This is a genomic window from Salinibacter sp., assembly GCF_036626415.1.
Lineage (GTDB): Bacteria > Bacteroidota > Rhodothermia > Rhodothermales > Salinibacteraceae > Salinibacter.
The window spans coordinates 1-25,585 of the sequence record NZ_JAZKRW010000009.1 but is presented as its reverse complement, the minus strand read 5'-3'; the positions used below and the strand labels follow the sequence as shown (position 1 = coordinate 25,585).

At 66.7% G+C, this 25,585-nt stretch carries 18 protein-coding genes; 10 read left to right on the top strand and 8 right to left on the bottom strand.

All coding sequences use genetic code 11. The annotated features are described in order from the left end of the window. Positions 1-49 precede the first annotated feature (49 nt). Positions 50-1,270, bottom strand: coding sequence for a BamA/TamA family outer membrane protein (locus V5A20_RS02370; RefSeq protein ID WP_332326633.1), 1,221 nt, complete (start codon positions 1,268-1,270; stop codon positions 50-52). A 181-nt stretch (positions 1,271-1,451) separates the two neighbouring features. On the opposite strand from V5A20_RS02370, the gene purD reads away from it, so the two are divergent. The 3 genes from purD (at position 1,452) to V5A20_RS02355 (ending at position 7,347) form a co-directional block, all read left to right on the top strand. Further along, positions 1,452-2,744 carry a phosphoribosylamine--glycine ligase gene (purD, locus tag V5A20_RS02365; protein WP_332315316.1) on the top strand — a complete coding sequence of 431 codons (1,293 nt, stop codon included), beginning with the start codon at positions 1,452-1,454 and terminating at the stop codon, positions 2,742-2,744. A gap of 13 nt (positions 2,745-2,757) precedes the next feature. Next, complete coding sequence (locus V5A20_RS02360; protein WP_332315317.1) at positions 2,758-3,684, top strand: NHL repeat-containing protein; 927 nt, start codon at positions 2,758-2,760, stop codon at positions 3,682-3,684. Between the two features lie 81 nt (positions 3,685-3,765). Then, on the top strand, positions 3,766-7,347 hold the full coding sequence (locus V5A20_RS02355; RefSeq protein WP_332326632.1) for a hypothetical protein: 3,582 nt from the start codon (positions 3,766-3,768) through the stop codon (positions 7,345-7,347). A 55-nt stretch (positions 7,348-7,402) separates the two neighbouring features. Here the strand turns inward: V5A20_RS02355 and murA are convergent, their stop codons facing one another. Further along, on the bottom strand, positions 7,403-8,719 hold the full coding sequence (gene murA / locus V5A20_RS02350) for a UDP-N-acetylglucosamine 1-carboxyvinyltransferase (RefSeq protein ID WP_332315319.1): 1,317 nt from the start codon (positions 8,717-8,719) through the stop codon (positions 7,403-7,405). A gap of 178 nt (positions 8,720-8,897) precedes the next feature. Between murA and V5A20_RS02345 the strand changes: the two genes are divergently transcribed. The 3 genes from V5A20_RS02345 to fbp all read left to right on the top strand — a co-directional run bounded on the left by V5A20_RS02345 (position 8,898) and on the right by fbp (position 12,022). Further along, positions 8,898-10,112, top strand: coding sequence for a cysteine desulfurase family protein (locus tag V5A20_RS02345; protein ID WP_332326631.1), 1,215 nt, complete (start codon positions 8,898-8,900; stop codon positions 10,110-10,112). 53 nt (positions 10,113-10,165) lie between these two features. After that, positions 10,166-10,834, top strand: coding sequence for a TIGR04282 family arsenosugar biosynthesis glycosyltransferase (locus tag V5A20_RS02340; protein ID WP_332315321.1), 669 nt, complete (start codon positions 10,166-10,168; stop codon positions 10,832-10,834). A 105-nt stretch (positions 10,835-10,939) separates the two neighbouring features. Beyond that, positions 10,940-12,022, top strand: coding sequence for a class 1 fructose-bisphosphatase (gene fbp, locus V5A20_RS02335; protein WP_332315322.1), 1,083 nt, complete (start codon positions 10,940-10,942; stop codon positions 12,020-12,022). An 87-nt stretch (positions 12,023-12,109) separates the two neighbouring features. On the opposite strand, the gene serS is transcribed toward fbp, so the two are convergent. The 6 genes from serS to V5A20_RS02305 are packed head-to-tail and all read right to left on the bottom strand — an operon-like array spanning position 12,110 to position 18,658. Then, entirely contained in the window at positions 12,110-13,396 is a 1,287-nt protein-coding gene (gene serS, locus V5A20_RS02330; RefSeq protein ID WP_332315323.1) for a serine--tRNA ligase, read from the bottom strand. A gap of 52 nt (positions 13,397-13,448) precedes the next feature. Beyond that, a complete protein-coding gene (rfbD, locus tag V5A20_RS02325) occupies positions 13,449-14,372 on the bottom strand; it encodes a dTDP-4-dehydrorhamnose reductase (protein WP_332315324.1) in 924 nt (307 codons plus the stop codon). Positions 14,373-14,389: 17 nt separating this feature from the next. Then, positions 14,390-14,902: an RNA polymerase subunit sigma-54 gene (locus V5A20_RS02320; RefSeq protein ID WP_332315325.1), complete on the bottom strand. Its 513-nt coding sequence runs from the start codon at positions 14,900-14,902 to the stop codon at positions 14,390-14,392. Continuing rightward, complete coding sequence (locus tag V5A20_RS02315) at positions 14,889-15,443, bottom strand: acyl-CoA thioesterase (RefSeq protein ID WP_332315326.1); 555 nt, start codon at positions 15,441-15,443, stop codon at positions 14,889-14,891. The genes V5A20_RS02320 and V5A20_RS02315 overlap by 14 nt, the downstream gene beginning before the upstream one ends. A 43-nt stretch (positions 15,444-15,486) precedes the next feature. Beyond that, on the bottom strand, positions 15,487-16,764 hold the full coding sequence (locus V5A20_RS02310; protein ID WP_332315327.1) for an asparagine synthetase B: 1,278 nt from the start codon (positions 16,762-16,764) through the stop codon (positions 15,487-15,489). 52 nt (positions 16,765-16,816) lie between these two features. After that, a complete protein-coding gene (locus V5A20_RS02305) occupies positions 16,817-18,658 on the bottom strand; it encodes a tetratricopeptide repeat protein (RefSeq protein WP_332326642.1) in 1,842 nt (613 codons plus the stop codon). Between the two features lie 230 nt (positions 18,659-18,888). Here V5A20_RS02305 and V5A20_RS02300 point away from each other — a divergent pair, with 230 nt between their 5' ends. The 4 genes from V5A20_RS02300 to bamA all read left to right on the top strand — a co-directional run bounded on the left by V5A20_RS02300 (position 18,889) and on the right by bamA (position 25,316). Beyond that, positions 18,889-20,106: a 1-deoxy-D-xylulose-5-phosphate reductoisomerase gene (locus tag V5A20_RS02300; RefSeq protein WP_332315329.1), complete on the top strand. Its 1,218-nt coding sequence runs from the start codon at positions 18,889-18,891 to the stop codon at positions 20,104-20,106. Positions 20,107-20,167: 61 nt separating this feature from the next. Next, the gene (gene rseP, locus V5A20_RS02295) at positions 20,168-21,610 is read left to right on the top strand and encodes an RIP metalloprotease RseP (protein WP_332326630.1); all 1,443 of its coding nucleotides are present in this window, start codon (positions 20,168-20,170) and stop codon (positions 21,608-21,610) included. Positions 21,611-21,790: 180 nt separating this feature from the next. After that, entirely contained in the window at positions 21,791-22,609 is an 819-nt protein-coding gene (locus tag V5A20_RS02290) for an isoprenyl transferase (RefSeq protein ID WP_332315331.1), read from the top strand. A 193-nt stretch (positions 22,610-22,802) separates the two neighbouring features. Continuing rightward, the gene (gene bamA, locus V5A20_RS02285; RefSeq protein ID WP_332315332.1) at positions 22,803-25,316 is read left to right on the top strand and encodes an outer membrane protein assembly factor BamA; all 2,514 of its coding nucleotides are present in this window, start codon (positions 22,803-22,805) and stop codon (positions 25,314-25,316) included. Positions 25,317-25,585 lie beyond the last annotated feature (269 nt).

Sequence of the window (25,585 nt, the reverse complement as noted above, 5' to 3'; positions counted from 1 at the left end):
GGGAAATCGTGGAGCGATGGAACGACCAGCTTGGAGGGAGGACGCTGTTCTACGGCCGGCGAAGCCGGTGGTGGGCCGGGCGCAGGGCGCGCAGGTCCTGATGAAGGGCAACCCGAACGCCCGTTACCCCCTCTGGGCTGACGCCGAGCGCAAGGTCGAGCGAGGGCACCTTGCGAAACGACAGCCCCACTCGGAGCCCGACGGACGCGGCCGGTCGCAGGGGGGCTGAGGTCTCGCTCACGTCCGGAGCATCGTCGAATGTGAGGTCGAGGGCCGCGTCGGTGAACACGTCGTCGTACACACTCGCGGCATGAAGACCCACATGGCCGTCGAGGCGAACCACGCCCAGGGGCTGGGCGAGGGGAAAGCGGTACAGTGCGCTGCCGATCAGACGGTCGGAGTCGACGAAGCGGTGTCGGGCCCATCCGGGGACCCGGCTGCCGCCAAACATGGGGCGCAGGTAGTAGGGCACGGAGGCCTCGCCCCGCGCGACGGTGTGGGCCAGCGACAGGTGTCCCACGAGACGGTGCGCGCCGCTGAGCGGCACCACCTTGTGGGCGCTGAGGTCCAAGCGGTCGAACCGCACGGAAGGGGACGCGACGGACGCGTACCGCGCCCAACCGCCGCGCAGGAGCACCCCACGTGTGGGACGAGGGCCTGGGGGACGGGTGTCGTACTGCACGTCGATGCCCACCCGGAGGCCGGTGTGGTCCGGCGACAACGGGCCGACTTGGCTGCTCGCCAGTTGCCGGAGGTGCTGCCGGGAGCGTGCGTCCAGATCGGGGGCCGTGGGGGTCGGCACGCGATCGACTCGATGGGCCGACAGGCCGACGTGCGGCTGGAGCAGCAGTCGCCGGTCGAGAAACTGCTGGCCGACCCGAATCCGGAGCTGGGCGGCGGAGCGCTCGATGGACTGCCGGGCGTCGGAGGATGCTCCGGGCCCGAGTCCGTAGAACCAGTCGCGGTTCGTATGGAGCCCGCGTGCGCTCACGAGCACGTATCGCCGGGCCCGCTCGGGGTTGGCGCTGGCCCAGGCCGCGGTGGCCACCTGCTCGTGCCGGGCCGGGGCCGCAGTCACGAGGGCCTGCGCATGACGACGCCCCAGGTGGTGTACCACGAGCCCGGCCCCGATGCCCACGCCGACCCGCGGGCTCCACGTGGCGAGGGGATAGAGTCGCAGGTTGATGCTCGGCGCGTCCGGAGCCCCCGGGAACGCCTGCCCGGCCGCCGGGGCCGCGGGCAGCCCCATCATCCCGGCGAGAAGAAGCACGAGTCCGACCCGGGCGCTCCGTCGGCGGAGGCGCGGCCTGGACGACCAGCGGAAAAAACGGGACAGAAGCGTGTGCATCAGTGGAAGCCGTCACCTATGTTGAAAGGGGTCCTGCCGCACGGCAGGGCGAGGGGGAGGTTTCAGTGTAACTGGTTCTTCCCGGTCAGTCATCAACCCCCGTATGCGAACCCTCGTAGTCGGAAGCGGTGGGCGAGAGCACGCGCTCGTCGAGTCCCTTGCTCAGAGCGATCAGGTGTCTGCCCTGTTCGCCGCGCCCGGCAATCCAGGCACGGCCCAGCAGGCCACCAACGTCGGCCTGGAGGCGACCGACCTGGCGGGACTGGTCGAGTTTGCGAAGACGGAGGACATCGATCTTACTCTGGTAGGGCCCGAACGGCCGCTCGTGGACGGGATCGTGAACCGATTCGAAGCGGCCGGGCTGCCCATCGTGGGGCCCACGAGGACCGCCGCCCAACTTGAAGGCAGCAAGGCCTTCGCCGATCAATTCATGGCCCGCCACGACGTGCCGACGGCCTCGTTTCGGGTGTTCGGCGCTGAGGAGGCCGACGAGGCCGCGGCGCACCTCGACGAGGTGGGGGCCCCGGTCGTGGTCAAGGCGGACGGCCTGGCGGGGGGGAAGGGGGCATTCGTGTGCTCCACCCTGGAGGAGGCTCACGACGCGCTGGGCCAAATCACGCGGCAACGGGCCTTCGGGGCGGCGGGCGACCAGGTCGTCATTGAGGAAAAAATGGAGGGCGAGGAGGTGAGCGTGCTTGCCCTCACCGACGGCGCGCACTACGTTCTCCTTCCCCCGTCCCAGGACCACAAGCCCATCGGAGAAGGCGGGACCGGCCCCAACACGGGGGGCATGGGTGCGTTTGCCCCGGCCCCGATCGTGGACGGAGCGCTGCTCTCCCGCATCTGCCGCGAGATCATAGAGCCGACCCTGCAGGGCATGCAGGCGGAGGGCACACCGTACCGCGGGGTGCTCTACTGCGGCCTCATGATCACGGAGGAGGGGCCGAAGGTGGTCGAGTACAACTGTCGCCTCGGTGACCCCGAAGCCCAGGTCGTGCTGCCGCTCGTGGACTCGGACCTGGCTGCAGTCTTCCGGAATCTGGCCGATGGCGACCTGCAAGGGGGCAATCTCCGGACCACCCCTGGGGCGGCGGCCTGTGTCGTGCTCGCTTCGGAGGGGTATCCCGTTGAGTACGAGACTGGGTTCGAGATTGATGGGATCGGGGGCGCGGAGGCCCTGGAGGGCGTGTCGGTCATTCACGCCGGGACACGACTCACGCCGGACGGCACGCTCGTGACCAGCGGCGGACGGGTGCTTGGCGTGACGGCCACTGGGGACGCCCTCCCGGCGGCCCTCGACCGTGCATACGACGGGGTCGACCGTGTTGAGTTTGAGGGCAAGACCTACCGCCGCGACATTGGGGAAAAAGGGCGGGCCCACCTGAACACGTCGTAAGAAACGGGGGTGTATGCTCCGCATTCGAGTTTTCTGCACTGGCCTCGGGCTCTTGCTGCTGGGCGGGGCTGTGGGCGTTTGGGGGGGTAGCCCCCCGGCCCAGGCCCAGGGACTGGATCGAGCGCCGCCGGTCCTTGCGCAGTTTGAAGAGGCACGGGCCCTGGCCGTCGATCCCCGCGGGCGGCTCTACGTCGCCGACGCGGGACGCGACGTGGTGAGCATCTACGAGTCCGATGGCACCCGCCGAGACGTGCTCGGGGGGGCGGGCACGCAGCCTGGAGCGTTCGACACGCCCTCGGACGTGGATCCGACGAACGGGCAGCTCCTCCTCGTGGCCGACACCCAAAATGGGCGCATCCAGCGCTTCTCGGAGGAAGGGCAGTATCTTGAGTCCCTGCCCGTCGGACGGACCGGGCGGCGGGGCCGTGGTGAGTGGACGTTTCAGGAGGGACGACGTGGACCCTCGGTCCAGGGGGATGGGCGGCCGATTGGGGTCGTGCGGGACGACGAAGGGGCTGTGTTCGTGCTCGACGCACAGGGCCGTCGTGTGTTGAAGTGGAGCGACCTCGGGCGGTCGGAGGCCCTGGTTCCTGGACGCGACGGACGGCTCCAGGACCCGGTCGCGATGGCTGTCGGGTCGGGCCGTCGACTCTACGTGGCGGACGCCGGCCAGGACGCGGTGCTCGCGTACGACACCTTCGGCACGTTCCGCCGCCGCGTGGCCGGGGGCTCCCTTCCCACCCTGCAGGCCCTCACCGTCCACCGCGGCCAACTGTGGATCGTTTGTGCCCGCCGCGTCCTTGTGTGGGACCGAACAGAGGGGATCGTCGCGGAGCACACGGTCGAGCTCTCCGAGCCGCTCGTCGACGTGGCGGTTCACGGGGACCGTGTGTACCTGCTGACCGAAACGCGCCTGCTTCGGCGGGCGGCCTGGGAGTGAGGCGCGGGCGCAGGCGTCGCGCTCGGAGGACGTCCGAAGAATTGTTCATGTTCGTCTCGTTCCGCCGCTGCGATTTCGTTTGTGCCGTACGCTCCGTCGATCGTTCGGGTGCTGGTGCTGTGTGGCGTGGGGGGGCTCCTGCTGGGCCAGGCGATGGCACAGGACACGACGCGGACCCTGACGGACCTGGGTCGTCACCGCGACACGATCGATACCTTTCAGCCGCAGCCGTACCCGCTGCGTCCGTTTGTCCTGCCGGGCAGCGAGACGATTCGGGTCGGCCCTACGCGCCTCGACACGTCGGAGTACCGGATCGAGGCGCGGACGGGGCGTCTGTGGGTAGACCGAGACGACCTCCTGGGCGCCCGCGATACCCTTTTTGCTGAGTACCGGACGTACCCGTTTGCATTTGAGGAGGTGTATCGCCGCCGGGCGCCCGACACGAGCGCCGCGGCCGATTCCGCCACGGTTGTTGTGGAGGAGACGGGGCCGGACACCACGGGGGGCGACCCCTTCGCGGGCATCGACATCGAGCGCAGCGGGTCCATCTCGCGGGGTGTGGTGGGGGGCACGCAGCGCGACGTAAGTGTGGAATCGGGGCTCCGCCTACAGGTGCAGGGCGAGGTGGCCGACAGCGTGTTCGTCCAGGCTCTGCTCACCGACGAGAACACGCCCATCCAGCCGGAGGGGACGACCCAGCGCCTTCAAGACTTTGACCGCGTATTCCTGTCGGTCGACGCCCCCCAGGGCACCGCCCGCCTCGGCGACGTGGACGTCGACCTTGATGGGGGCACGTTCGGTCAGTTTTCGCAGAAGGTGCAGGGGGGCTCGGTCGAGAGTGATGGGCTGGGTGCGGCGGTCGGGCTGGCAGAGGGGGAGGCCACGGCCTTTGGGGCGGTGAGTCGGGGACAGTTCCGCACGCAGGACCTCGAGCCGACCGACGGGGTGCAGGGCCCGTACCGGCTCCGCGGAGCCAACGGGGAGGAGGCCATTATCGTCGTGGCGGGATCGGAGCGTGTCTTTCTGGATGGGGAACGCCTCACACGCGGGCAAACCGAAGACTACGTGATCGACTACACGCAGGCCGAGATCACGTTTACTGCCAACCGCCTCATTACCGACGACCGCCGCATCACCGTTGAGTTTCAGTACTCAACGTCGCAGTTTACGCGGACCTTGGTCGGCGGGCGGGCGACGGCGGGGGCGTGGCGGGAGCGCGGCGGCGACCCTCGAGTCCAGCTGGGGGCTACGGTCGTCCGGCAGGCCGACGGACGCGACTTCCAGACGGCCCTCGACCTGTCCCGCCAAGACTCGCTCCGTCTCGTGCGGGCCGGGGACGAGACGGCGGTCCGGAGCGGAGCCCGCCGTGTGGAATTTGATCCCGACGCGCCGTACGTCCACTACCGCCGCGAGCCGATCACGGCGCCCGACGGGACGCAGGACACAATCTTCGTCGCTGTGGACGAGGCGCCGTCTCCGGACACGCCCGTCTTCCGGGTGCGCTTCACGCGGGTCGGGACGGGGCGTGGGGACTACCAGCGTGCGGGGGCGGAGACGAATGGCGTCGTGTACGAATACCTGGGGCCGGGCGATGGGGCCTATTCTCCCGTTCAGCCGCTTCCGGCGCCGACCCGAAAGCGCCTCGTCGACGTGACGGGGTCGGTCGAGCCGGTGCCGGGCATCGAGGTGTTTGGGGAGTGGGCGGGGTCCCTAAACGACCAGAATCGGTTCTCGGAGCGCGACGCGGGCGACGATCGGGGCCGGGCGTACGTGGCTGGGGTGCGGGCGGACCCGATTACGATGGAGGTAGGGGACACGGAGGTTGGAACGGTCTCAGGGCGGATTCGACGACGGCAGCGCGGGCAGCACTTTGTGACGTTTGACCAGACCCGCCCCATCGAGTACGGACGGCGGTGGAACCTCTCGCGCGGCGGGTCGGGGCTGCCGAGCCGCCTCCGCGACCGCGGCGATGAGACCGTGGACGAGGGGCAAGTGACCGTTGACTGGGGCGAGGGCTCGTCCCTCGAGGCGGGGCTCGGGCGGCTGACCGTCGGCTCGGCCTTCGAGGCATGGCGCCGCCGGGGGGCCCTTTCTCTCGATGAGGCCGGGTGGCCCCGGCTCTCGCTGCGCTCCGTTCGCATTGCCAGCACCGACCGCCCCGCGCAAGTCGATGGGGCTTGGCGGCGGCAGGCGGCCACGCTGCGCCAGCCCCTCTGGGACGGGCGCATAGAACCCCGCCTCGAGGTGAATCGGGAACGCCGCCGCCAACGGGTCCGCGGCACCGACAGCCTGACGGCCGAGTCGTTCCAATTCTTGGAGGTCCGTCCCGGACTGTCGTACGCCCAGGGGCCCGTGGAGGCGATCGGCAGTCTGGAGCACCGCACCGAGCAGGGGGCGGTGGACGGGTCGTTTCGGGAGGCCTCACAAACGTGGACGGCCCAGACGGAGGTGGCCTTTGATCCGCCGACGCCGTACCGGGTGTCCGTGCGGGGCGGACTGCGACGCCGGACCGTGAGCGATGTCTTCCGGCGCACCGAACAGCGGCGCGAGACCGAGTCGGTCGTCGTGCGGCTTGATGGGCGCGCCCGGCCGCTGGACCGGGCGGTCGACGCCCGCATGTTCTACGACGCGGCAACCGAGCGCACCCCGATTCAGCAAGAGGTGTACGTTCAGACGACGCCCGACCGTGGCCAGTACGTATGGCGCGACGCCAACGACGATGGCGTGCAGCAGGTCGACGAGTTTGTCCCCGAGACAACGCCCAATGAGGGCACGTACGTACAGCGCTTTGTGCCGTCCGACACGCTCGAATCTGTCGTGGACCTGCAGCTGCGTACCCGTCTCGCACTGCGGCCCCGGCGCCTGTGGCCGGCCGGGGACGAGTGGTGGAAGCAGGCGGCGCGCCAGATCACCACAGAAACGCGTGTCGAGGTGCGAGAGCAGAACCGGACCGACACCCCCACGGCCCTCTACCGACTGGACCCCGATGCATTTCGGCGGCCGGGGCGCACGATCGATGGCTCGCTGCGCCTCGAACAGCGCCTGGAGCTGTTTCGGGCCCGGCGAGACTATGGACTGGAGGCCTCTTGGCGGCAGGTGCGGGGCCTGACTGAGCGGGCCGCGGGGGGCGAGCGTCAGTTTCTGAATCGGTGGGAGGTGGAAGGAACGTTTCGCCCGGCTTCGTCCTGGGATCTCCGGGCGACGGGGACCGCGGAACGGGATCGGGTGCAAAGCGAGGCCTTCGACGAGGCGCGCAGTTTCGACATCCGCACACTCCGGATTCGGCCCAGTATTTCGTATCAGCCGGGCCGCCGGCTCGACGTGACCGCCGCGGGCGTATACGCTCGCAAACGGGATCGGGCCAAGGGGCGACGGGTTGACCTCTACACGCTGCCCCTCGAGGTGACGTGGCGTCGCGCGGGGCGCCTGCGACTCACGGCGAACGCCGAGGTGGCGCGCGTCGACCTCACGGGCGCGGCCGTCGGGCGGGCCCAATTCGAGTTGACGGACGGGCGGGGCCCCGGCACCTCAGCGCTCTGGGGGCTGCAGGGCCAGTACGCGTTCACGGACCGCCTCCGCGCCACGCTGTCCTACGACGGCCGTGCCCCCGCCACGACCGACCCCATCCACACGGTGCGCGTCCAGGTCAACGCCTCGTTCTGACGAATCGGCGGGCCCGGATTCAGCCCTACGAGCACGAATGCACGAATGGGCCGGTCTACTTCTCAGCGGGCGCCCGGTCCGGCTCCGCAAACTCGTCGTACGCCTCGCGGTGGATGGCAATCCCGGCGTCGCGCAGCTTGTCCTCGAGGGCTTCGTAGCCGCGGTCCAGGTGATAGACACGGAGGACGTCCGTGCGGCCGTCGGCGAGCATGCCGGCCATGACCAGGGAGACGCCGGCCCGGAGGTCCGTGCTCATCACCTTTGCTCCCTTCAACGGCGCCCCGCCGTGCACCGTTGCCGTGTTGCCGTCCACCTCGACCTCCAGGCCCAGGCGCTGCAGCTCCGGGACGTGCTTGAAGCGATCGTCGTAGATCGTGTCCGTCACCGTGGCCGTGCCGTCGGCGAGGCCCAGCAGGACGGTCCACTGAGCCTGAAGGTCGGTCGCGAAGCCGGGAAAGGGGGCCGTCTCGATGGAGACGGGGCGGAGCGTCTCGGGGCGGGTGACGGTCACGGTGTCGTCGCCGTAGGACACGTCGACCCCCGTTTCGGCCAGCTTTTCCTTGAAGACGGGCCCCAGGTGCTCATGGGTGCCCTCGTGGATGTCGACGGGGCGGCCGGGCTCGGCGGCCGTCGCGGCCATCAGGATGAAGGTGCCGAGCTCGATGCGGTCGGGCGTGTTGCGGAAGGTGCCCGTGTTGAGCGCGTCGACGCCCTGAATCTCGAGTGTGCGGGTGCCGAGGCCCTCGATCTGAGCCCCCATCTCCTGGAGGGCCCGTCCGAAGGCCACCACGTCGGGCTCCTTGGCCGCGTTCTCGATCTTGGAGCCGCCCCGGGCCGTCACGGCGGCGAGCAGAAGGTTGATTGTCGCCCCCACGCTCACCGGCTCGAGCCGAAAGGTGCCGCCGGTGAGGCCCCCGCTCGGCGTCGAAGCGTGTACGTAGCCCTCGTCCAACTCAATCTCAGCCCCGAACTCCTTCATGCCCTGAATGTGGAGATCGACCGGACGCGGCCCCCATGCGCAGCCCCCTGGGAGCGACACCTTGGCGGATCCGCATCGGCCGAGAAGCGCACCGAGCATGTAGAAGGAGGCCCGCATTTTCTTGACCATCTCGTAAGGGGCCACCGGCGTGTCGATGGTGGTCGCGTCCACCGAGAGGGTGTGGGCGTCGGGGTCAAAGGTCACGGCCGGCCCCCCATACCGGATGACCTTGGAGAACGTGCGCACGTCCCGCAGGTCCGGTACATTGGTGATGGTGGACGGACCCTCCGCCAAGAGGGTGGCGGCCATGAGGGGCAGGGCCGTATTCTTTGATCCACCCACAGTGAGGGGGCCCTGGAGGGAAGCCCCCCCGCGAACGACGAGTTTGTCCATTGAGCAACGAAGCTGGTGGGAAAAGGACGTGTGGAATCAAACTCAGTGCCGAAATTGTCGACGGACGAACACGCCAACCAGCGGAATTGTTCGTCGGCGCGATTGTCTGGAGGTGTGAAGACCCCACGGCGTCACGTCCGAATCAGCCGTCCCACTTCCGCGTTGGACATAGTCCCAATTGTCGTACTGGTTCACGACTGCCCACTGCACCGATCTCCTTCGTTTGATGGAGTGCGTCTACCTCGATCATGCCGCCACCACCCCCTTGGACCCTGAGGTGTTCGAGGTGATGAAACCGTACCTGCTGGAAGAGTACGGAAATGCGTCGTCCGTGCACCAGATGGGACGGCGGGCACGGGTGGCGATGGAAGAGGCCCGTGAGCGCGTCGCGCGCTGTTTGGGGGCCGAGTCGAGCGAGATTGTGTTCACCAGCGGGGGCACCGAGGCCGACAACCTGGCCCTAAAGGGAATGGTGGGCGCGGCGGGGGAGGCGACGCCGGACGCCGGTCTGGTGACCTCCACCGCCGAGCACAAGGCCGTCGTCGAGCCGGCGCAGCGAATGTTGCAGCAGGGGCGGCCCGTGACGCTTCTGTCGCCGGACGCCCATGGGGCGGTCACGCCAGAACAGGTCGAGGCGGCGATCGACGACGACACTGTCCTCGTGTCCCTGATGCACACGAACAATGAGATCGGGGTGCAGACCGATATTCCAGGCGTGGCGGCGGTCTGCGACGCGCACGACGTGCGTCTGCACTGTGATGCCGTGCAGGCCGCGGGCCTGCAGCCGCTCGACGTGGACAACCTCGGGGTGGACCTGCTGTCCCTGTCCGGGCACAAGTTTTACGGGCCGAAGGGCATCGGCGTGCTGTACGTCCGCAACGGGGTGGACCTCGGGCCGCTCGTGGAGGGGGGCTCCCAGGAGCGCGACCGGCGGGGCGGCACCCAGAACGTGGCCGGGGCCATCGGGCTGGCCGAGGCGCTGGAGCGGGCCGTGGCGGAGGCGGACGAACGGGCGGCGCGGCTGTCCCGGCTTCAGCGGCGCCTCGTGGAGGGGCTCGACGACGCGGTGCCCGGCCCGTACGTTCTCAACACGCCGCTGGACGAGGCGCCCGTTGCGCCACACGTCGTGAACGTGGCCTTTCCGCCGGACGGAGGCGATCCCGTGGACGGCGAGATGTTGATCTTGAACCTGGACATGCAGGGCGTGCTCGTCTCCGCCGGGTCGGCGTGCACGAGCGGCGCGCTGGAGCCGAGCCACGTCCTGACGGCCCTCGGCCTGGATCGGCCGACGGCCTCCGCCGCCGTTCGGTTCTCACTGGGGGCGAAGACGACCGAGGAGAATGTCGATGACGCCCTCGACACCCTTCACGCTACGCTCCAGCGCATGCGTTGACGTTGGGCGCGGCGTGGCGTCCCGGCAAGTTTCACGTTCGGCCCCTGAGTCACATGGACACTGCCCTTCTCGTCTTCGCCAAGGTCCCACGTCCGGGGGCCGTCAAGACGCGCCTCACGCCGACCCTGAACGCTGGCGAGGCGGCGCGCCTCTACACGGCCTTTCTGCGCGATACGCTGCGGCAGGCGGTGCGGCTCAGCGTGGACGTGCGGCTGTACCTGGCCCCGCCGCTGCCCGATGGCGGACTCGAGGCAGTGCCGCCCGACGTGAGCGTTCACGCGCAGGAGGGGGACGGGCTTGGCCCCCGGATGCAGCACGCCTTTCGAGAGACCCTCGAGGAGGGCTACGGGCAAGTCATTGGGATGGGAAGCGATCATCCAACCCTGCCGCCGTCGTTTCTGCGACGGGCGGACCAGGCCCTTCGCGAGTCCACCTCCCTCTGCATCGGGCCCACGGAGGACGGCGGATTCTACGTGCTGGGCATGAGCACCTTCTATCCGCAGCTGTTCGACGGCATGAGCTACAGCCATTCGGAGGTGTTTGCCGAGACCCTGTCCCGGGCCGGCCAGGCCGCAGCGGACATCGCGGTGCTTCCGCAGTGGTACGACGTAGACCGACCGGGCGACCTACGCCGACTGTTGACGGACAGCGATGAGCGTCCGGGGGCGGCCCCGAACACCCGGCGCATCGCGGAGCAGCTTAACCTCGAGGCGTTCGTTTGAGGGAGGGAAGGGCGACCGACGCCGTTTGGAACCGCTTCCAAAATACCCTATATTGCAGGGGCCCTGTTTTTACGCTCCTTCTTTCCACCCACTTCCCTTCGCGCCATGACCGGATCTCATCACACCTCCCACGCCGGTGACGGAGTGCCCGAAGACGACCTGGGCACGTTCCAGACCCTTGAGCAGTTCATTCTCGATCGCCAGGATACGTTCGCGCATTCAACGGGGGCCTTTTCGCGGCTTCTTCGCGACATCAGCCTGGCGGCCAAAATCGTAAATCGTGATATGCGCCGTGCCGGGCTCATCGACGTGTACGGCAGCACGGGCGAGCGGAACGTGCAGGGAGAGGTGCAGCAAAAGATGGACGCCCTCGCGCATCGCGAGTTCGTCCAGGCGCTCCGTCGCGGGGGGGAGTGCTGCCTGATTGGGTCCGAGGAGCACGCGGAGGCCATTCCCCTGAGTAGCGTCTCGGAAGAGGGGGATGGAAAGTACATTGTGCTGCTGGACCCGCTCGACGGCTCCTCCAACATTGACGTGAACGTGTCGGTGGGCACCATCTTCAGCATCTACCGGCTTCCGGACGGCTACGTCGAGGGGAAGCCGGAGCCGGAGGCGGCCTTGCAGCCGGGCACTGAGCAGGTGGCGGCTGGATACGTGGTGTACGGCTCCTCAACGATGCTGGTCTACACCACTGGCAATGGGGTGAACGGCTTCACGCTCGACCCGTCGATCGGCGAGTTTTTGCTGTCGCATCCGGACATCCAGACCCCGTCGCGGGGGCGGCTCTTTTCGATCAACAGCGGCTACTACCACTCCTTTAAGGAGGGCCTGCGCAACTACCTCGACTGGCTCCAGCAGCAGGACCCGGAGACCCGCCGGCCCGCGAAGACACGGTACATCGGTTCGTTCGTGTCGGACTTCCACCGCAACCTGCTGAAGGGGGGCATCTACATGTACCCGGCGACGGAGAGCAGTCCGGAGGGCAAGCTTCGCCTCATGTACGAGGCCAATCCGATGGGCTTCATTGCTGAGGAGGCCGGCGGCGCTGCGTCGGACGGACACGCGCGCATCCTAGAGAAGTCGCCCGACAAACTTCATCAGCGGACGCCCCTCTTCATCGGCAGCGAAGAAATGGTGCGCCGCGCCGAGGCCTTCCTGCAGGGCGAGTCGGAGCGAATGGAGGCGTGACGCAGGCGGCAGAGAGCGGCGAGGAAGAAGGGCGGGGGCGCTGCTTACCGTGATGTTCGTCCCGCACCGTAGGCCACGCGTCGCGCACTACGCCTCCACCCCGATCTGTGCGAAACCGGTGTACGGATGGAGCACCTCCGGCAGCTCAATCGACCCGTCGGGCTGCTGGTTGTTCTCGAGGAGGGCCGCCACGATGCGGGGGAAGGCGAGGCCGCTCCCATTGAGGGTGTGAACGAGCTCGGGCTTGGCCTCCGGCTCGGGCCGGTAGCGAATCTGCATCCGGCGGGCCTGGAAGGCTTCGAAGTTGGACACAGAGGACACCTCCAGCCAGCGTTCCTGGGCCGCGCTCCACACCTCCAGGTCGTACACCTTGGCCTGCGTAAAGCCCATGTCGCCGGTGCACATAAGGAGGCGACGGTAGGGAAGATCGAGCGCGTCGAGCGCGCTTTCGGCATCCTCCAAGAGCGCGTCGAGCGCCCGGTAGCTTTCGTCCGGGTGGACGATCCGCACGAGCTCGACCTTGTCGAACTGATGCAGGCGGTTGAGGCCGCGCACGTCGGCGCCATAGCTGCCCGCCTCGCGCCGCCAGCACGGAGAGTAGGTGCAGTACTGGCGGGGCAGGGCGCCGGCCTCGAGGATCTCGCCGCGGTGGAAGTTGGTGACGGGGACTTCGGCGGTGGGGATGGGGTAGAAGTCGTCCCGTGGGATGTCGTACATCAGGTCGTCCTTGTCCGGCAGCTGGCCGGTGCCCTTCGCGCTCTCCGGGTTCACGAAGAGGGGCGCCTGCATCTCGGTGTAGCCGCGCTCCCGCGCCCGGTCGAGGAAGAAGTTGAGGAGGGCTCGCTGAAGACGGGCCCCCTTTCCGAGGTAGAAGGGAAAGCCGCTTCCCGTCACCTTCGCGCCCCGCTCCAGGTCCACGAGCTGGTGCCGGTCGGCCAGCTCCCAGTGCGGGGCCGGATCGAAGTCGAACGAGGGTTTCGTGCCGAACGTCTCCTCCACCTCATTGTCGTCCTCGTCGGCCCCAACCGGCACACTCGGGTGCGGAATGTTGGGGAGCTGGAGCACGAGTTCGTCCTGCCGGGCCTTGGCCGCCTGCACCTCGTCCTCAAGGCGCTGGATCTCCTCTTTCATCGCGCCGGTCTTGTCGATGATCGCCTCGGCCTCTGCGTCCTTGCCCTCTCGCTTCAGCGTGCCGATTTGCTGAGAGAGCTCGTTCTGCCGGGCCTGCAGGTCCTGCAGTTCCGTAATGGCGGCCCGGCGGTCCTCGTCAACCTCCAGGAGCGTGTCCACGAGGTCGGGGGCGCCAATGCCTTTGGCCCGGAGCGCCTCTTTCACACGGCGGGGGGTGGTACGAACAGTATCGAGATCGATCATGTGGAGCGGAGAATCTGTCGTCTGTGATCCAGATGAAGTGGGAGGAAGGCTCTCAGGCTGAAGAGAACCCCTGCAGGGACGCCTGCACGTCGCGGAGGCCCTGGTCGAGGGAGCGCGGGGTGTAGTCGAGCTCGTCCCTGGCCTTGTCGATGACGAAGCCGGTGCGCGGGGGGCGCTCCACGTCGTCCTCGAAGAAGTCGCTCGACACGGGCTCGATGAGGGAGGCGTCGAGCCCAAACTCCGTCGCTACCGCGCAGGCGAGCTCGTAGACCGAGACGAAGTCGGCCCCGGAGACGTGGTAAACGCCCGTCTCTTCGTGGTGGAGCAGCCGCTCGATGCCGGCGGCCAGGTCGTCGACGTGGGTGGGCGTGCGGTGCTGGTCGTCGACGATGTGGAGGGGTTCGCCCTTCGACAGCTCGTCGGCGACCCAGAGGACGAGGTTTGACCGGCTCAGATTCTGGCCGGTCCCGTAGAGGAGGACGGTACGCACGATGGCCCAGTTGGCGCGCCCGGCCTCCCGCACCGCGTTCTCGCCGGCCAGCTTGGTGCGCCCGTAATAGTTGACGGGGTCGGGGCGGGCCGTCTCGTCGTAGGGGCCGCGCGTGCCGTTGAACACGAAGTCGGTGGATACCTGCACGAGGCGGGCCCCAGTGGTGCGGCAGTGCTTCGCCAGCCTCTTGACGGCGCGGGCGTTGACCGCCCACGCCTCGCTGCGGTGCTCGTCACACGCCGCCACGTCGGACATTGCGGCGCAGTTGACGACCACGTTGGGCGTAAAGTCCTCAAAGATCCGAGCAACGTCGTCCGGTTGGGTCACGTCGAGGGGCGCATAGCCGCACGAGCCGTCCTCGAACCGCGGCGTGTCATCCCGGGCGGTGGCCAGCACGTCGTACTCGCGATTCTGGCCGAGGCACCGGACGAGGGCCTGGCCGAGCAGTCCGTTGGCACCGGTAATGAGGACACGATTGAACAACATGGGAAAAGCCCGAGAGGTCAGGGGAGCCGGAGGTAGTACCGAAGGCCGGCGTTGGCGTCGATCGCCACCTGGGTAGTGGGCAAGAACTGGAGGGTCGGGGTCACATGCAAGAAAACCTCGAACCGTTCGGCGTAAAAATTGAGTCCAGCCTCGCCACTCAGGCCGAAGCGGAGGCGCGGCGACTGGCTGAGCCGCGAGGGGCCGGCCATCAGGCCGGGGCCCACGAACAGGTGGAGGGGCGAGTCGGGGACGGGACGTTCCCAGAGCCGGTGAATGTGGCCGATGATGAAGTCGTCCCCGTCGGTGCTAAAAATCCCATCGTACGCGATGGGGCTGGGGCGGTACCACTTCACGGCGAGCCCGCCGGGCTGCCCGACCTGGAAGCCAAGCCCCAGGGCATTGGGTTGCCGCTGCGCGAGGGCCGGGGCGACGTCGGCCACGACCGCACACAGCGACAGAAGAAGCACGACGAGAAGTGTGCGCCCTCGCTGGAGACGCGGCTGGGCCCTGCGCGGATCACGCTGTGGCATCTGTCGAGTGTTGTAATGCCGTCAGCATGTCTTCTTTGAGGCTCGACGCGTCCTCGAGCCCCTTGCGCCCGGCGAGCACGAGGCGGATGTCTCGGCGCTTGGCGGCAGCCGCGTAGCGCTCGTGCTCCTGGTCGGTCGTCGGGGCGACGTCTGGGACAGGCACGGGAGTGCCGTCCTCGTCCAGGGCGACGTACGTGTAGAAGGCCCGGTTACACTTTCGGTGTGTCTCTTCCAGGGGATTCTCGGCCCACACGTTCAGCTCCACCTCCATCGAGGTGCGGAAGGCGCGGTTGACGTGGCTCTCGATCACAACCACCTCGCCCTCCCGGATGGCCGACTGAAACTCTACGTTGTCCACGGCCGCGGTCACACACACGCGGTGGGCGTGCCGCTGGGCGGAGATGGCCGCACACTTGTCCATCAGGTGCAGCAGCCGACCGCCCATCATGTTGCCGAGGCCGTTCGTGTCGTTGGGAAGGACGATCTCGGTCATCTTGCACTCGGAGGCCGAGACCGGTTTGGGGGCGGGAGAGGGGCTCATAGGGACCAGGGGACGAGCAGGGAGAAGAGATGCACCGCGAGCGTTAGGTCTTCTGTTTCTTTTTCTTGGCGGCAGGGAAGAGAATGTTGTTCAGAATGAGCCGGTAGCCGGGCGATTGGGGGTGGAGCGAGAGGTCCGTGGGCGGATCTCCCACGAAGTGCTGGTAGTCCTCCGGGTCGTGGCCGCTGTAGAACGTGAAGGTGCCCTGCCCGTGGGCCCCATGAATATATCGGACCTGCGGACGATCCGGGGCCTCCCCGAGGACCACCACGTCCTCTTTCAGTACATCCTTGTTGAACGCGGTTGTCTGTCCAACAAAGCCCCGAACGGTCGCCACGTGATTTTGGGTAAGCATGCTGGGGACCGGGTCCCACTTGGCGCTGAACTCAAATAGCGTGAAGTAGTCCAGGGAGGGGTCCCGCATCTTCGGGGGCGGCGGGCCTACGTCAATGTTGGAGTGCTCGTACTCGCGGGCGTTCAGGTTTGGGGAAAAGTCCCGAAAGGCAAGGGTGTTTGCGAAGTCGAGTTGCTCCAGCGCGTCTGGGTCCACCGGGTCCCCGTCGTACTCCTCCGGTACAATGTCGGTCTGATGGGCGGCGAGAGCAATGTCGAAGGTTTCGGTGCCGGAGCACATCGAAAACAGAAAGCCGCCCTGCGAGACGTACTGTTTGAACCGCTGGGCCACGGCCCGTTTGAGCTGGCTCACCTTGCGAAACCCAAACTTCTTGGCCGCCGCCTCCGCCTTGTTCTGCTTCTGGATGTACCAGGGCTCGTTGCGGTAGCGGATGAACTTGCCGAACTGGCCGGTGAAGTCCTCGTGGTGCAGGTGCAGCCAGTCGTAGGACGCGAGGTCGCCGTTGAGCACCTCCTCGTCGTAGATCACGTCGTGGGGCACCTCCGCGTACTCCAGGGCCAGCCGCACGGCGTCGTCCCACGGCACGGCCCCTTCCGGCGCGTAAACAGCAATCTCGGGGGCCTTCTCCAGGGGCACGACAGACTTGTTGCTGCCGTCGGCCTCCACCTCTGCGATGATCTTTGACGCCTGCCCGGCACTGACGGTTGTGAAGCTCACGCCACGGACCTGCAGCTCCTCTCGGACGGTCTCGCTGGCCTCGGTGAGAAACGACCCGCCGCGGTAATTGAGGAGCCAGTCGACCGTCTGCTCTTCCTGGAGCGTTGCGTAGACGGCGCCGTAGGCCTTCAGGTGGTTTTCTTGCTGCGCGTCCATCGGGATGAGCAGGTCTTGGGCCGTCGCCGAGGGCGCGGAAAGCAGGCCCACCGCGAGCACGACGGCAGTGAGGAGAACAGACCGGAAGCGCATGGCGGAGCGTGCACGGTTTGAGAGAAGCGTCTGCGAGACGAAGGGAGCACCCCTACCCCTGTGAGTGGCGAAGCGTGCGGAGGCGCCCCCGCGCATCGCCAGTGAGGAGGGAGGCGGGGTACTCCGTAAGGAGTCGCCGAAAGGCTTGTGCGGCGGCCCCGGGGCGGCCGCTGGCTTCGAGGAGGGCCGCGGCCCGGAAGAGGCTGCGGTCGGCGTAGGGGCTGCGCGGGTGACGTTCCGGGACGGCCCGGAAGGCCGTGAGGGCCGCCGCGGTGTCGCCGCGGGCGAGGTGGAGGTCGCCCTGCCGGAACCGGGCATCGTCGGCGAGAGGATGCCGCGGGTGCTGCTGTAGGAGCGTGTCGAGCATGGACAGGGCGGGGCCGTGGGCACGCTGTCGCTGGGAGAGCCGAGCCCGGGCGAAGGTGCGAAGGGCCGTGTCCGAAGAGTCGGGGCCGCGGGCCTCCTGCAGAAGGGTCTTCAGCTCGATGGCGTCGTTGGCCACGTCCGCCGATGGGTTCTCGCTGATGGACGTGGCTCGGGCCATCGCGGCGTCGAACTGGCCTCGGTAAAAGTGAAGAAGTGCCAGCTCATACTGGGCTAGGTCGGCAAAGTCGCTCGATTGCGCGCTGGCGGCCAGGCGCGAGAAGAGCAGGCGGGCTCGGTCGAGGGAGTCTCGGAGCACTGCGATGCGACCCCGGTGGTACTGCCCCTCGTCGGCCGCCTCGGTATCCGAGTAGTTCGACACGAGCTGGTCAAGCGCCTCCTGGGCCTGGTCGAGCGCGCGGTACACATCGATCTCAAGCGTGCCGAGGCGGAGCAGTGCCTCTGGATGGTCCGAGTGTTGCGGGTTGTTTTGCAGGAAGCTCTTGTAGGCGGCCCGGGCCCTGGCATACCGGGCCGAGTCCTCCGCGGTCGAGGTGGAGTCGGCGCCCTGGCGGGCCCACCGGCGATAGAAGTCCCCGAGCAGCTTCTGGGCCTTGGGGGCGACGGTCGACGCTGGATGTTGCTCCTGGATGGCCTCGCAGGCCCGGGTGGCCACGCCATAGCGCTGTGCATCGGCGGCCTGCTGGGCAAACCGGAAGAGAATTTGTCCCTGCCGCTCCCCGAGCCGGTCGAGGGCCCGGTACTCGTCAAACGCAGCGGCGTAGTCGTCCCGCTCCGTATAGAGCCAGGCCAGGAGTTCTCGGTACGCCTCGTTCAGGGGGGTCTCTTGGACCGTCTGCTGCAGCACCTGAATGCTGGCCTCGAGGCCTTGTCCCTGTTCCACGAACGTCTGAAGCTGGTTTCGGACGTAGTTGAGCCGGCCGGGCGCCTCGCTCAGAAGCGCGACGTACTCCTGCATGGCCGCCTCGAACTGCCCATCGAGGCCGTACAACTGCGCCAGCTCGGTCCGGAACGCGCCGGGGCGGTTGAGGGCGTCACGTCCCTCGCGAAGGACCGCGATGGCCTTGCGGAAATGACGGACCTCCGCCAGGACGTTGTAGACCGTCCGGTACGTCTGGGGCCTGCTTGGGGCGAGGGCGACCGCCCGGTCCCACGTGTCGTTGGCGGCATCCACCTCGCCTTTCTGGTATAAAAGCCGGGCCTTCTCGGCGAGAAGTGAAACGGTGGGGGCAGAGTCGATTCGGTCGTCTACCAACTGGAGGGCGTCGTCGTAGCGCTTAATGCTCTCGTAGGTCTGCTTCAGCTTTCGGTAAAATGCCGTGTTCTGGGGGGCGTCGGTGTAAAGGTCTTCGAGGAGAGGAAGGGCGCGTTCGGGCTGGTCGGCACGGAGGAACCCATTGGCCCGCTGGAATTTCTTCAGTTGTGTACTGTCGGGCTGCTGGGCGTGCGTGGGAGCGGTGGGCACCCCGAGCAGGAGGCTCACCCCGAGAACGATCGTCACGAGACGCATCGCCCGGACGGAACCGGGCCACGAAGAAACGGGCGGTATCACGACGGAGCGGAGAAGCCGTGTGGGGGGCAGATCCCCAATGGTCGGGGGACGAAGCAATGCAAACAGTGACGAGTACCATCCTACGACACGCCCAAGACGGACGTTTCCCGGGTTGAACAGGCCGAGCGGAGCGGCGACGGGCATGAGGACGCGGCGATGTTCACCATCCCAGTGCGGTACATTCCCCCATGGAGACAGTCTCACAGAACGGCACCTCGGACCCGGAGCCCCGGCAGCTTGCCCTCCTTGGGGCGACCGGGTCGATTGGGACGCAGACCCTTGAGGTGGTGCGCCTTTTCCCGGACCGGTTCGATGTCCGGGTGCTCACCTGCCGCCAGAATGTGGAGCGCCTCGCCAAGCAGGTGCAGGAGTTCCGCCCCGCGTGCGTGGCTGTCGGGTCCGCCGAGCGGGCCGAAGCGTTCGAGCGAGTGCTGCCGGCAGACGCGCCGGACGTTCGGGTGCTCGTTGGGACGGAGGGGCTCTGCGAGGCCGCCACCTGGCCGGGCGTAGACGTGGTGATGGGGGCGGTGGTCGGCTTTGCCGGCCTGCGGCCTGTCCTAAGGGCCTTAGAGGCGGGCACGCAGGTCGCCCTCGCAAACAAAGAAACGCTCGTCGTCGGAGGGCCGCTGGTGGCTCAGGTGCTGGACGAGGGAAATGGGGAGTTGATTCCGGTTGACAGTGAGCACTCGGCAATCTTTCAGTGCCTGGCGGGCGAGTCTGAGCGGTCGGTGGAGGATCTCGTGCTGACGGCCTCTGGAGGGCCCTTCTGGAACCGTCCGGCCGAGACGTTTTCGGACATAACCGTGGAGGAGGCCCTCGACCATCCGAACTGGTCGATGGGGGCGAAGATTACGACCGACTCCGCCACGATGATGAACAAGGGACTGGAGGTCATCGAGGCGAAGTGGCTCTTCGACGTGCCGGTCGACCGCATTCAAGTGCTCGTGCACCCACAGTCGATCGTGCACTCGATGGTGTCGTTTGCCGATGGGGCGGTGAAAGCCCAGCTTGGGGTGCCGGACATGAAGGTGCCCATCCAGTACGCACTGAGCCAACCGGCCCGCTGGCCCGCCCCCCACGAGCGACTGGACTGGGATGAACTGTCACGCCTCGACTTCGAGCGTCCGAATCTGGACAAATTCCCGTGCCTGCAACTCGCCTATGATGCCCTTGAGGCAGGCGGCACGGCCCCGGCGATCCTGAATGCCGCCAACGAGGCGGCCGTGGGTCGCTTTCTGGATGAGCAAATGGGTTTCCTGGGCATTCCCCGCGCCATTGAGCGCGCGCTCGGGCAGGTCCCGGTGCAGGCCGATCCCACCCTCGACGATCTGGTAGCGGCGGATGCGGAGGCCCGTGGGCTTGTCGAGGAACTCCCCCTGCCGGCATCAAATTCAACCGAGCGGTGAACTCGTCGCTGTCTCCCCCCTGAAGCGGCGTTGACTTCCCCTCGGTTTTTGATGTGCTCGTATGGAGCTTGTGATTAGCGTTCTCACGTCCACCCTCTGGGTGCTGCTGGCGCTCACCATTCTGGTGTTCGTCCATGAGCTGGGCCATTTCTTGACAGCGAAGTACTTCGGCATGCGGGTGGAGCGCTTTTCGATCGGGTTCCCCCCGACGCTGTTTGGGCGGACGTACGGAGAGACCGAGTACGCGGTGGGGGCGACCCCATTGGGCGGCTACGTCAAGATCAGCGGCATGATCGACGAGAGCCTGGACACCGACCACGTGGAGACCGATCCCGAGTCGTGGGAGTTTCGGGGGAAACCGGTTTGGCAGCGCATCATCGTCATCAGTGCCGGGGTGATTTTCAACGCCTTCTTGGCCATCCTCATCTTTGGGGGGCTAAGTTGGAGCGAAGGGGATACCTACATCCCCGCGAAGAACGTGGAACAGGTGTATGTGGAGGAGGGGTCGGTGGCCCACGACCTGGGGCTTCGCACGGGCGACCGCATCGTGGAGGTAAACGGCACAGCCTTTGAACGCTTCTCTCAGGTGGAGCCGTCGTCGCTCATCGCGGCGGACACCCTGACGATTTCCGTGGTGCGGGAGGGAGGGCGGCAGCTGATTACCGGGCCGCCCGACATCATCTCGCGGCTGAGCCGCGCTCAGAACAACGACCAGGGCTTTGGGCTCGGGTTTCAGCCCCCCCTGATCGGGGCCGTGGAGGCGGGCAGCCCGGCCGACTCGGCAGGGCTGCGGACGGGAGATCGGGTCTACGCCATTCAGGGGGACACGGTGCGGTTCTGGCGAGAGATGAGCGCGCGGCTGCAGCAGGCCGAGGGGGCGCGGGTGGCGATGCGTTGGTTCCGCCCAGACTCCCTCGTCGGAACGGTGGATCGACCGCGGTCGCCGCGAGTGGTTCGGCGGACGAGCCAGGGGGTCGTCTTTGCGGACTCGGTGACTGCGCGGTACGATGCGGATCGGGAGCGGTATCTGCTCGGGGTTCGGAGTCCCAGTGCCAGTTCGGTGACGCGGCAGGCGCTCTACGACGAATTTGGGATCCAGACCGTAACGTACGGAGCCCTGGATGCCCTCAGGGCAGGAGCCGTGGAGACCTGGACCCTCAGCCGAAACATTGTCGTCACCCTGAAGCGCATCGCTGAGGGACGCGACAGCCTGACCGACAGCCTGGGCGGGCCCGTCATGATTGCCGACGTTGCCAGTGAAGCGGCGGCCGCCGGGGCCGTCCCGTACTGGCGGCTCATCGCGGCGCTCTCAATCACGCTGGCCATCATGAACATCCTTCCCATCCCGGCGCTGGATGGGGGGCAGCTGCTGTTTCTGCTCTACGAAGCCGTCACGCGGCGGCGCCCGTCCGTGCGGGTCCGTCTAGTGGCGCAGCAGGTGGGCATGATCTTGCTGATCGGCTTCATGGCGTTCCTCATTTTCAACGACATCCTGCGGCTGTAGGCGAGCGGGTTACACGACCAGATGGCTCGCACTGCGGGCGCGGCGGGTTGACACAAAATGTGCAGAGGCGGCCGTTGACCTTCGAGGGGGTACCTCGTAGATTGCGGTCCCGCTGCACTTCTGAGCGCTGGAGAGGAAGCGCCTCATCATGCGTACACTCGGACGGAGCGAAGCAGTCCCATGGCATCGTCCCAAAATCCCTCGGCGAACGGATCGGCACCGCACACGGCGGCCGAGCGCAGCGACGACGAGCGGCAGCGTGCCCTTCGCGACCGCGGCGCGCTCCCGACCCACATCGCCTGCATCATGGATGGAAATGGGCGGTGGGCCCAAGAGCGAGATGAGGCACGGGTGGTGGGCCACCACGAGGGCGTTGCCTCTGTGCGGGACGTGACGGAAGCCTGTGCGGAACTCGGGGTCGACTACCTCACCCTGTACACGTTCAGCACTGAAAACTGGGAGCGGCCCGATGCCGAGATCGATGCCCTGATGGAACTCCTTGTGCAGACCGTGCAGGAGGAGCGGGCCACCCTCATGGAAAACGGGGTGCAGCTCGAAATCATCGGCGACGTGTCCGAGCTCCCGGCGTCGTGCCAAGACGCCCTCCGGCAGACCAAGCGCGACACGGCCGACAACGACCGCTTGACGCTCACCCTTGCGCTCTCCTACAGCGGACGCTGGGACATCCTGCGGGCCGCCCGCGACCTGGCCGCCAAGGCTGAAGAGGGGGAGTGCTCGCCGGACGACATTGACGCCGCGCTGTTTGAAGAGCAGCTCGCCACATCGGGCATGCCGGACCCTGACCTCCTGGTGCGGACCGGAGGGGAGTATCGGCTTTCGAACTTTCTGCTCTGGCAGAGTGCCTACGCCGAGCTCTACATCACCGATGAGTTTTGGCCGGCGTTTCGGCGGGCCCAGCTGTACGAGGCCGTTCGCAGCTACCAAGATCGGGACCGTCGGTTCGGTCGCATTGAGCGCTCCCCTGCCAATGGGTCGTAGCTTAAATAAATGGGTCGTGGCTTAGCGTAGGTGATCGCAAACTGCCGTCCGTGGGTGGGAAGAATAATTCCCGGGGAAGGCGCGTTAAGAGACACACGCATGCGTCGTGCCCCGAAACTGCCCGTAGGGAGTCCTGTTTTAGCGGGCTGATTGGCATCTAGTCGCGTCGTCTTCGAATGAGCGTTCCACTGGTATGCGTCTACGGCTGTCCGCCCTTGCATTTGCTGTGCTTCTCAGCACGCCCGTCCTGGGGGTTGCTCAGACGACGAGCCCCGCACCGCGCTCTACGTACATGATTGAGGACATCCAAGTGCGCGGGGTGGACGATGCTCAGACGCGCCAGTTTGTGATTCAGTCGAGTGGCCTCACGACGGGCCAGGAGATCGCCCTCCCGTCCGGCGAGGCCGTGGGCCAGGCCATCCGTGCCATCTACGACCTGCGGATGTTTTCGGATGTGTCCATCCGCCGGGCCAATTCGTCTGGTAGCAACGTGACACTCATCATCGACGTGACGCCTGAGCCCACCCTCACGGCCTATGAGCTTCGGGGCATCGACGGGGGGGACCGCGAGGACCTCAAGAAGAAGATTCCTCTTCTCAAGGGCAGTCCCGTCCGGCCGTCCGATGTGGAGCGGACGAAGCAGATCATCAAAAACTTCTACGAGGACGAGGGCCATCTGCGCACTGAGGTGGACGTACAGCGCACGGAAACCCAAGGCAATCGCGTTCGGCTCGCCTTCAATGTTGACCGGAAGGACGAGATCGAGGTCGAGCGCATTCGCTTCTTCGGCAACGAGCGGTTCGACGACGGGGACCTTCGAGGCGCGATGGAAGAGACGCGAGAGAACCGCTGGTGGCGCATCTGGAAGGGCGAGCAGTTCAAGCAGGATGCCTACGAGGACGACCTCAATCTCGTCATCGATCTCTACCGTGAGCATGGCTACTACGACGCCCAGATCGTTCAGGACTCGGTGTATTACATGGGCGATGGCGGGCTTGGGATTGACGTCGAGGTGCGGGAGGGAACGCAATACTATGTACGTGAGGTCACGTGGGAGGGCAACAGCGTCTACCCGGATCGTGTCCTGTCTGAGCAGCTAGGGCTCACGGAGGGCCAGGTCTACAACGGCAAGGCCCTCGACGAGAACCTGTACGGTAGCGGGCGAGAGAGCGGGGTGCTGGGCCTCTACATGGACCGGGGGTATATGCGGGCGGATGTGCAGCCGACGGTGCGGGTCGTAGGAGAGGACTCGTTAGACATCACGATGGACGTGCGGGAGGGAGACGTGTACAACTTTGGCGACATCAACATCAGCGGCAACACGAAAACCAAGGATTACGTCATCCGTCGGGAGCTCTACACAGTGCCCGGCGACCGGTTCAGTCGAAGTGCAATTCAGGAGTCCATCCGCCGGCTGAATCAGCTAGATTACTTTAGTCAGGAATCCCTGTCCGGAGGCCCTGACATCAGCGTCGACCCGGAAGAGAAGGAGGCCGACGTAAGCTACAGTGTCAAGGAGGTGGGGAGCGACCAGTTGCAGCTCTCCGGAACCTTCGGGCAGTTCGGGCTCGTCCTTCAGCTCGGATTTCAGTTCAACAATTTCTCGGCCCAAAACCTGTTTGAGGGAGACGCGTGGCGTCCGCTTCCGTCCGGCGACGGGCAGAAGCTGAGCGTGAACGTCCGGACCAACGGCACCTTCTTCCAGAACTACTCGCTCTCCTTTACGGAGCCCTGGTTTGGGGGAAGCCCGACGCCGGTCGGGGGCTCGGTGTCGTACTCGAAGTACACCCGTTCGGTCTTCGGCGGGCGCAGTGCCTCCCGGGGGATCCGGGACGGGCGATTTCAGAACATCTCGGCGAACCTCTTCGTCCGCCAGCGCCTGAACTGGCCCGACGACAAGTTTATGGTGGGGTCGCGTGTGGGCTTTCAGCTGTACGACAACCGGGGCCGTGACGCCAGCACCGGAGAGCGGCGGCCGCTCTTCACCAGTGTGCCTTTCGGAACGAACCAGTCCATCACGTTCCGGCAATCGCTGAGTCGCAACTCGGTGGACAACCCCACCTTTCCGCGCACCGGCTCGAACGTTTCGCTCTCGGTGGAGGTGGCCCCCCCGATCGGCGAGCTGGTTCAGTATCACAAGTGGCGCCTGGATACCAGCTGGAACGTGCCGGTCGGGGACAACTTCTCGTTCGGGGTCGGCACCAACTTCGGCTACATTGGCTCCATCACGGGCGATCCCGTCCGATTCGAGACCTTCGAGGTCGGCGGAACGCCGTTCGACTACCAGGGGGGCACGTTTGGGACGGACCCGGTCTTCATGCGCGGCTACCCGCGCGGTGTGATCGGGCCGCTCAACCGCACCCGTGGGGGCAACCTGCAGCCGCAGGGCGGCCAGGTGATGAACAAGTACACCTCCGAGTTTCGGTGGAAGGCGGTCGAGTCCCAGCAGCTGCAGGCCCGCCCGTACGTGTTCCTCGATGCGGCCAACGCGTGGAGCAGCCTGAACGCGTATAGCCCCGACGACCTGTTTCGGTCGGCCGGAGTTGGGGTGAAGCTATTTCTCCCCATCGTTGGCATGATCGAGTTCAACTACGGGTATAACTTCGACCCCCATCGGTCGCTCGACACGGGCGGGGTGGAGGACCCGGGGTGGTCGTTCCAGTTCTCGCTGGGACAGGGCTTCGGGGGAGGCGGCGGGGGACGTTAGAACTGACGCATTCCTGACCATTCGGCAGCACAGGCCAGTTGCATACCCAGGAGTCATGCAGAATCAGCGTCGCGACGGTAGGCGCGGTGGCAGGACATCGACCGGGCTGACCCGGCGCATGGTTCGGATCGCCGTGCTGGGAGCCGTGCTGTGCGGGGCTTGGAGCGGTGGGGCTCACGCCCAGCAAAAAATTGGCTACATCGACTCCCAGACGATCTTAGAGGCGCTTCCCGAATACGCGACCGTGCAGCAAGAGCTCGATCAGCTAG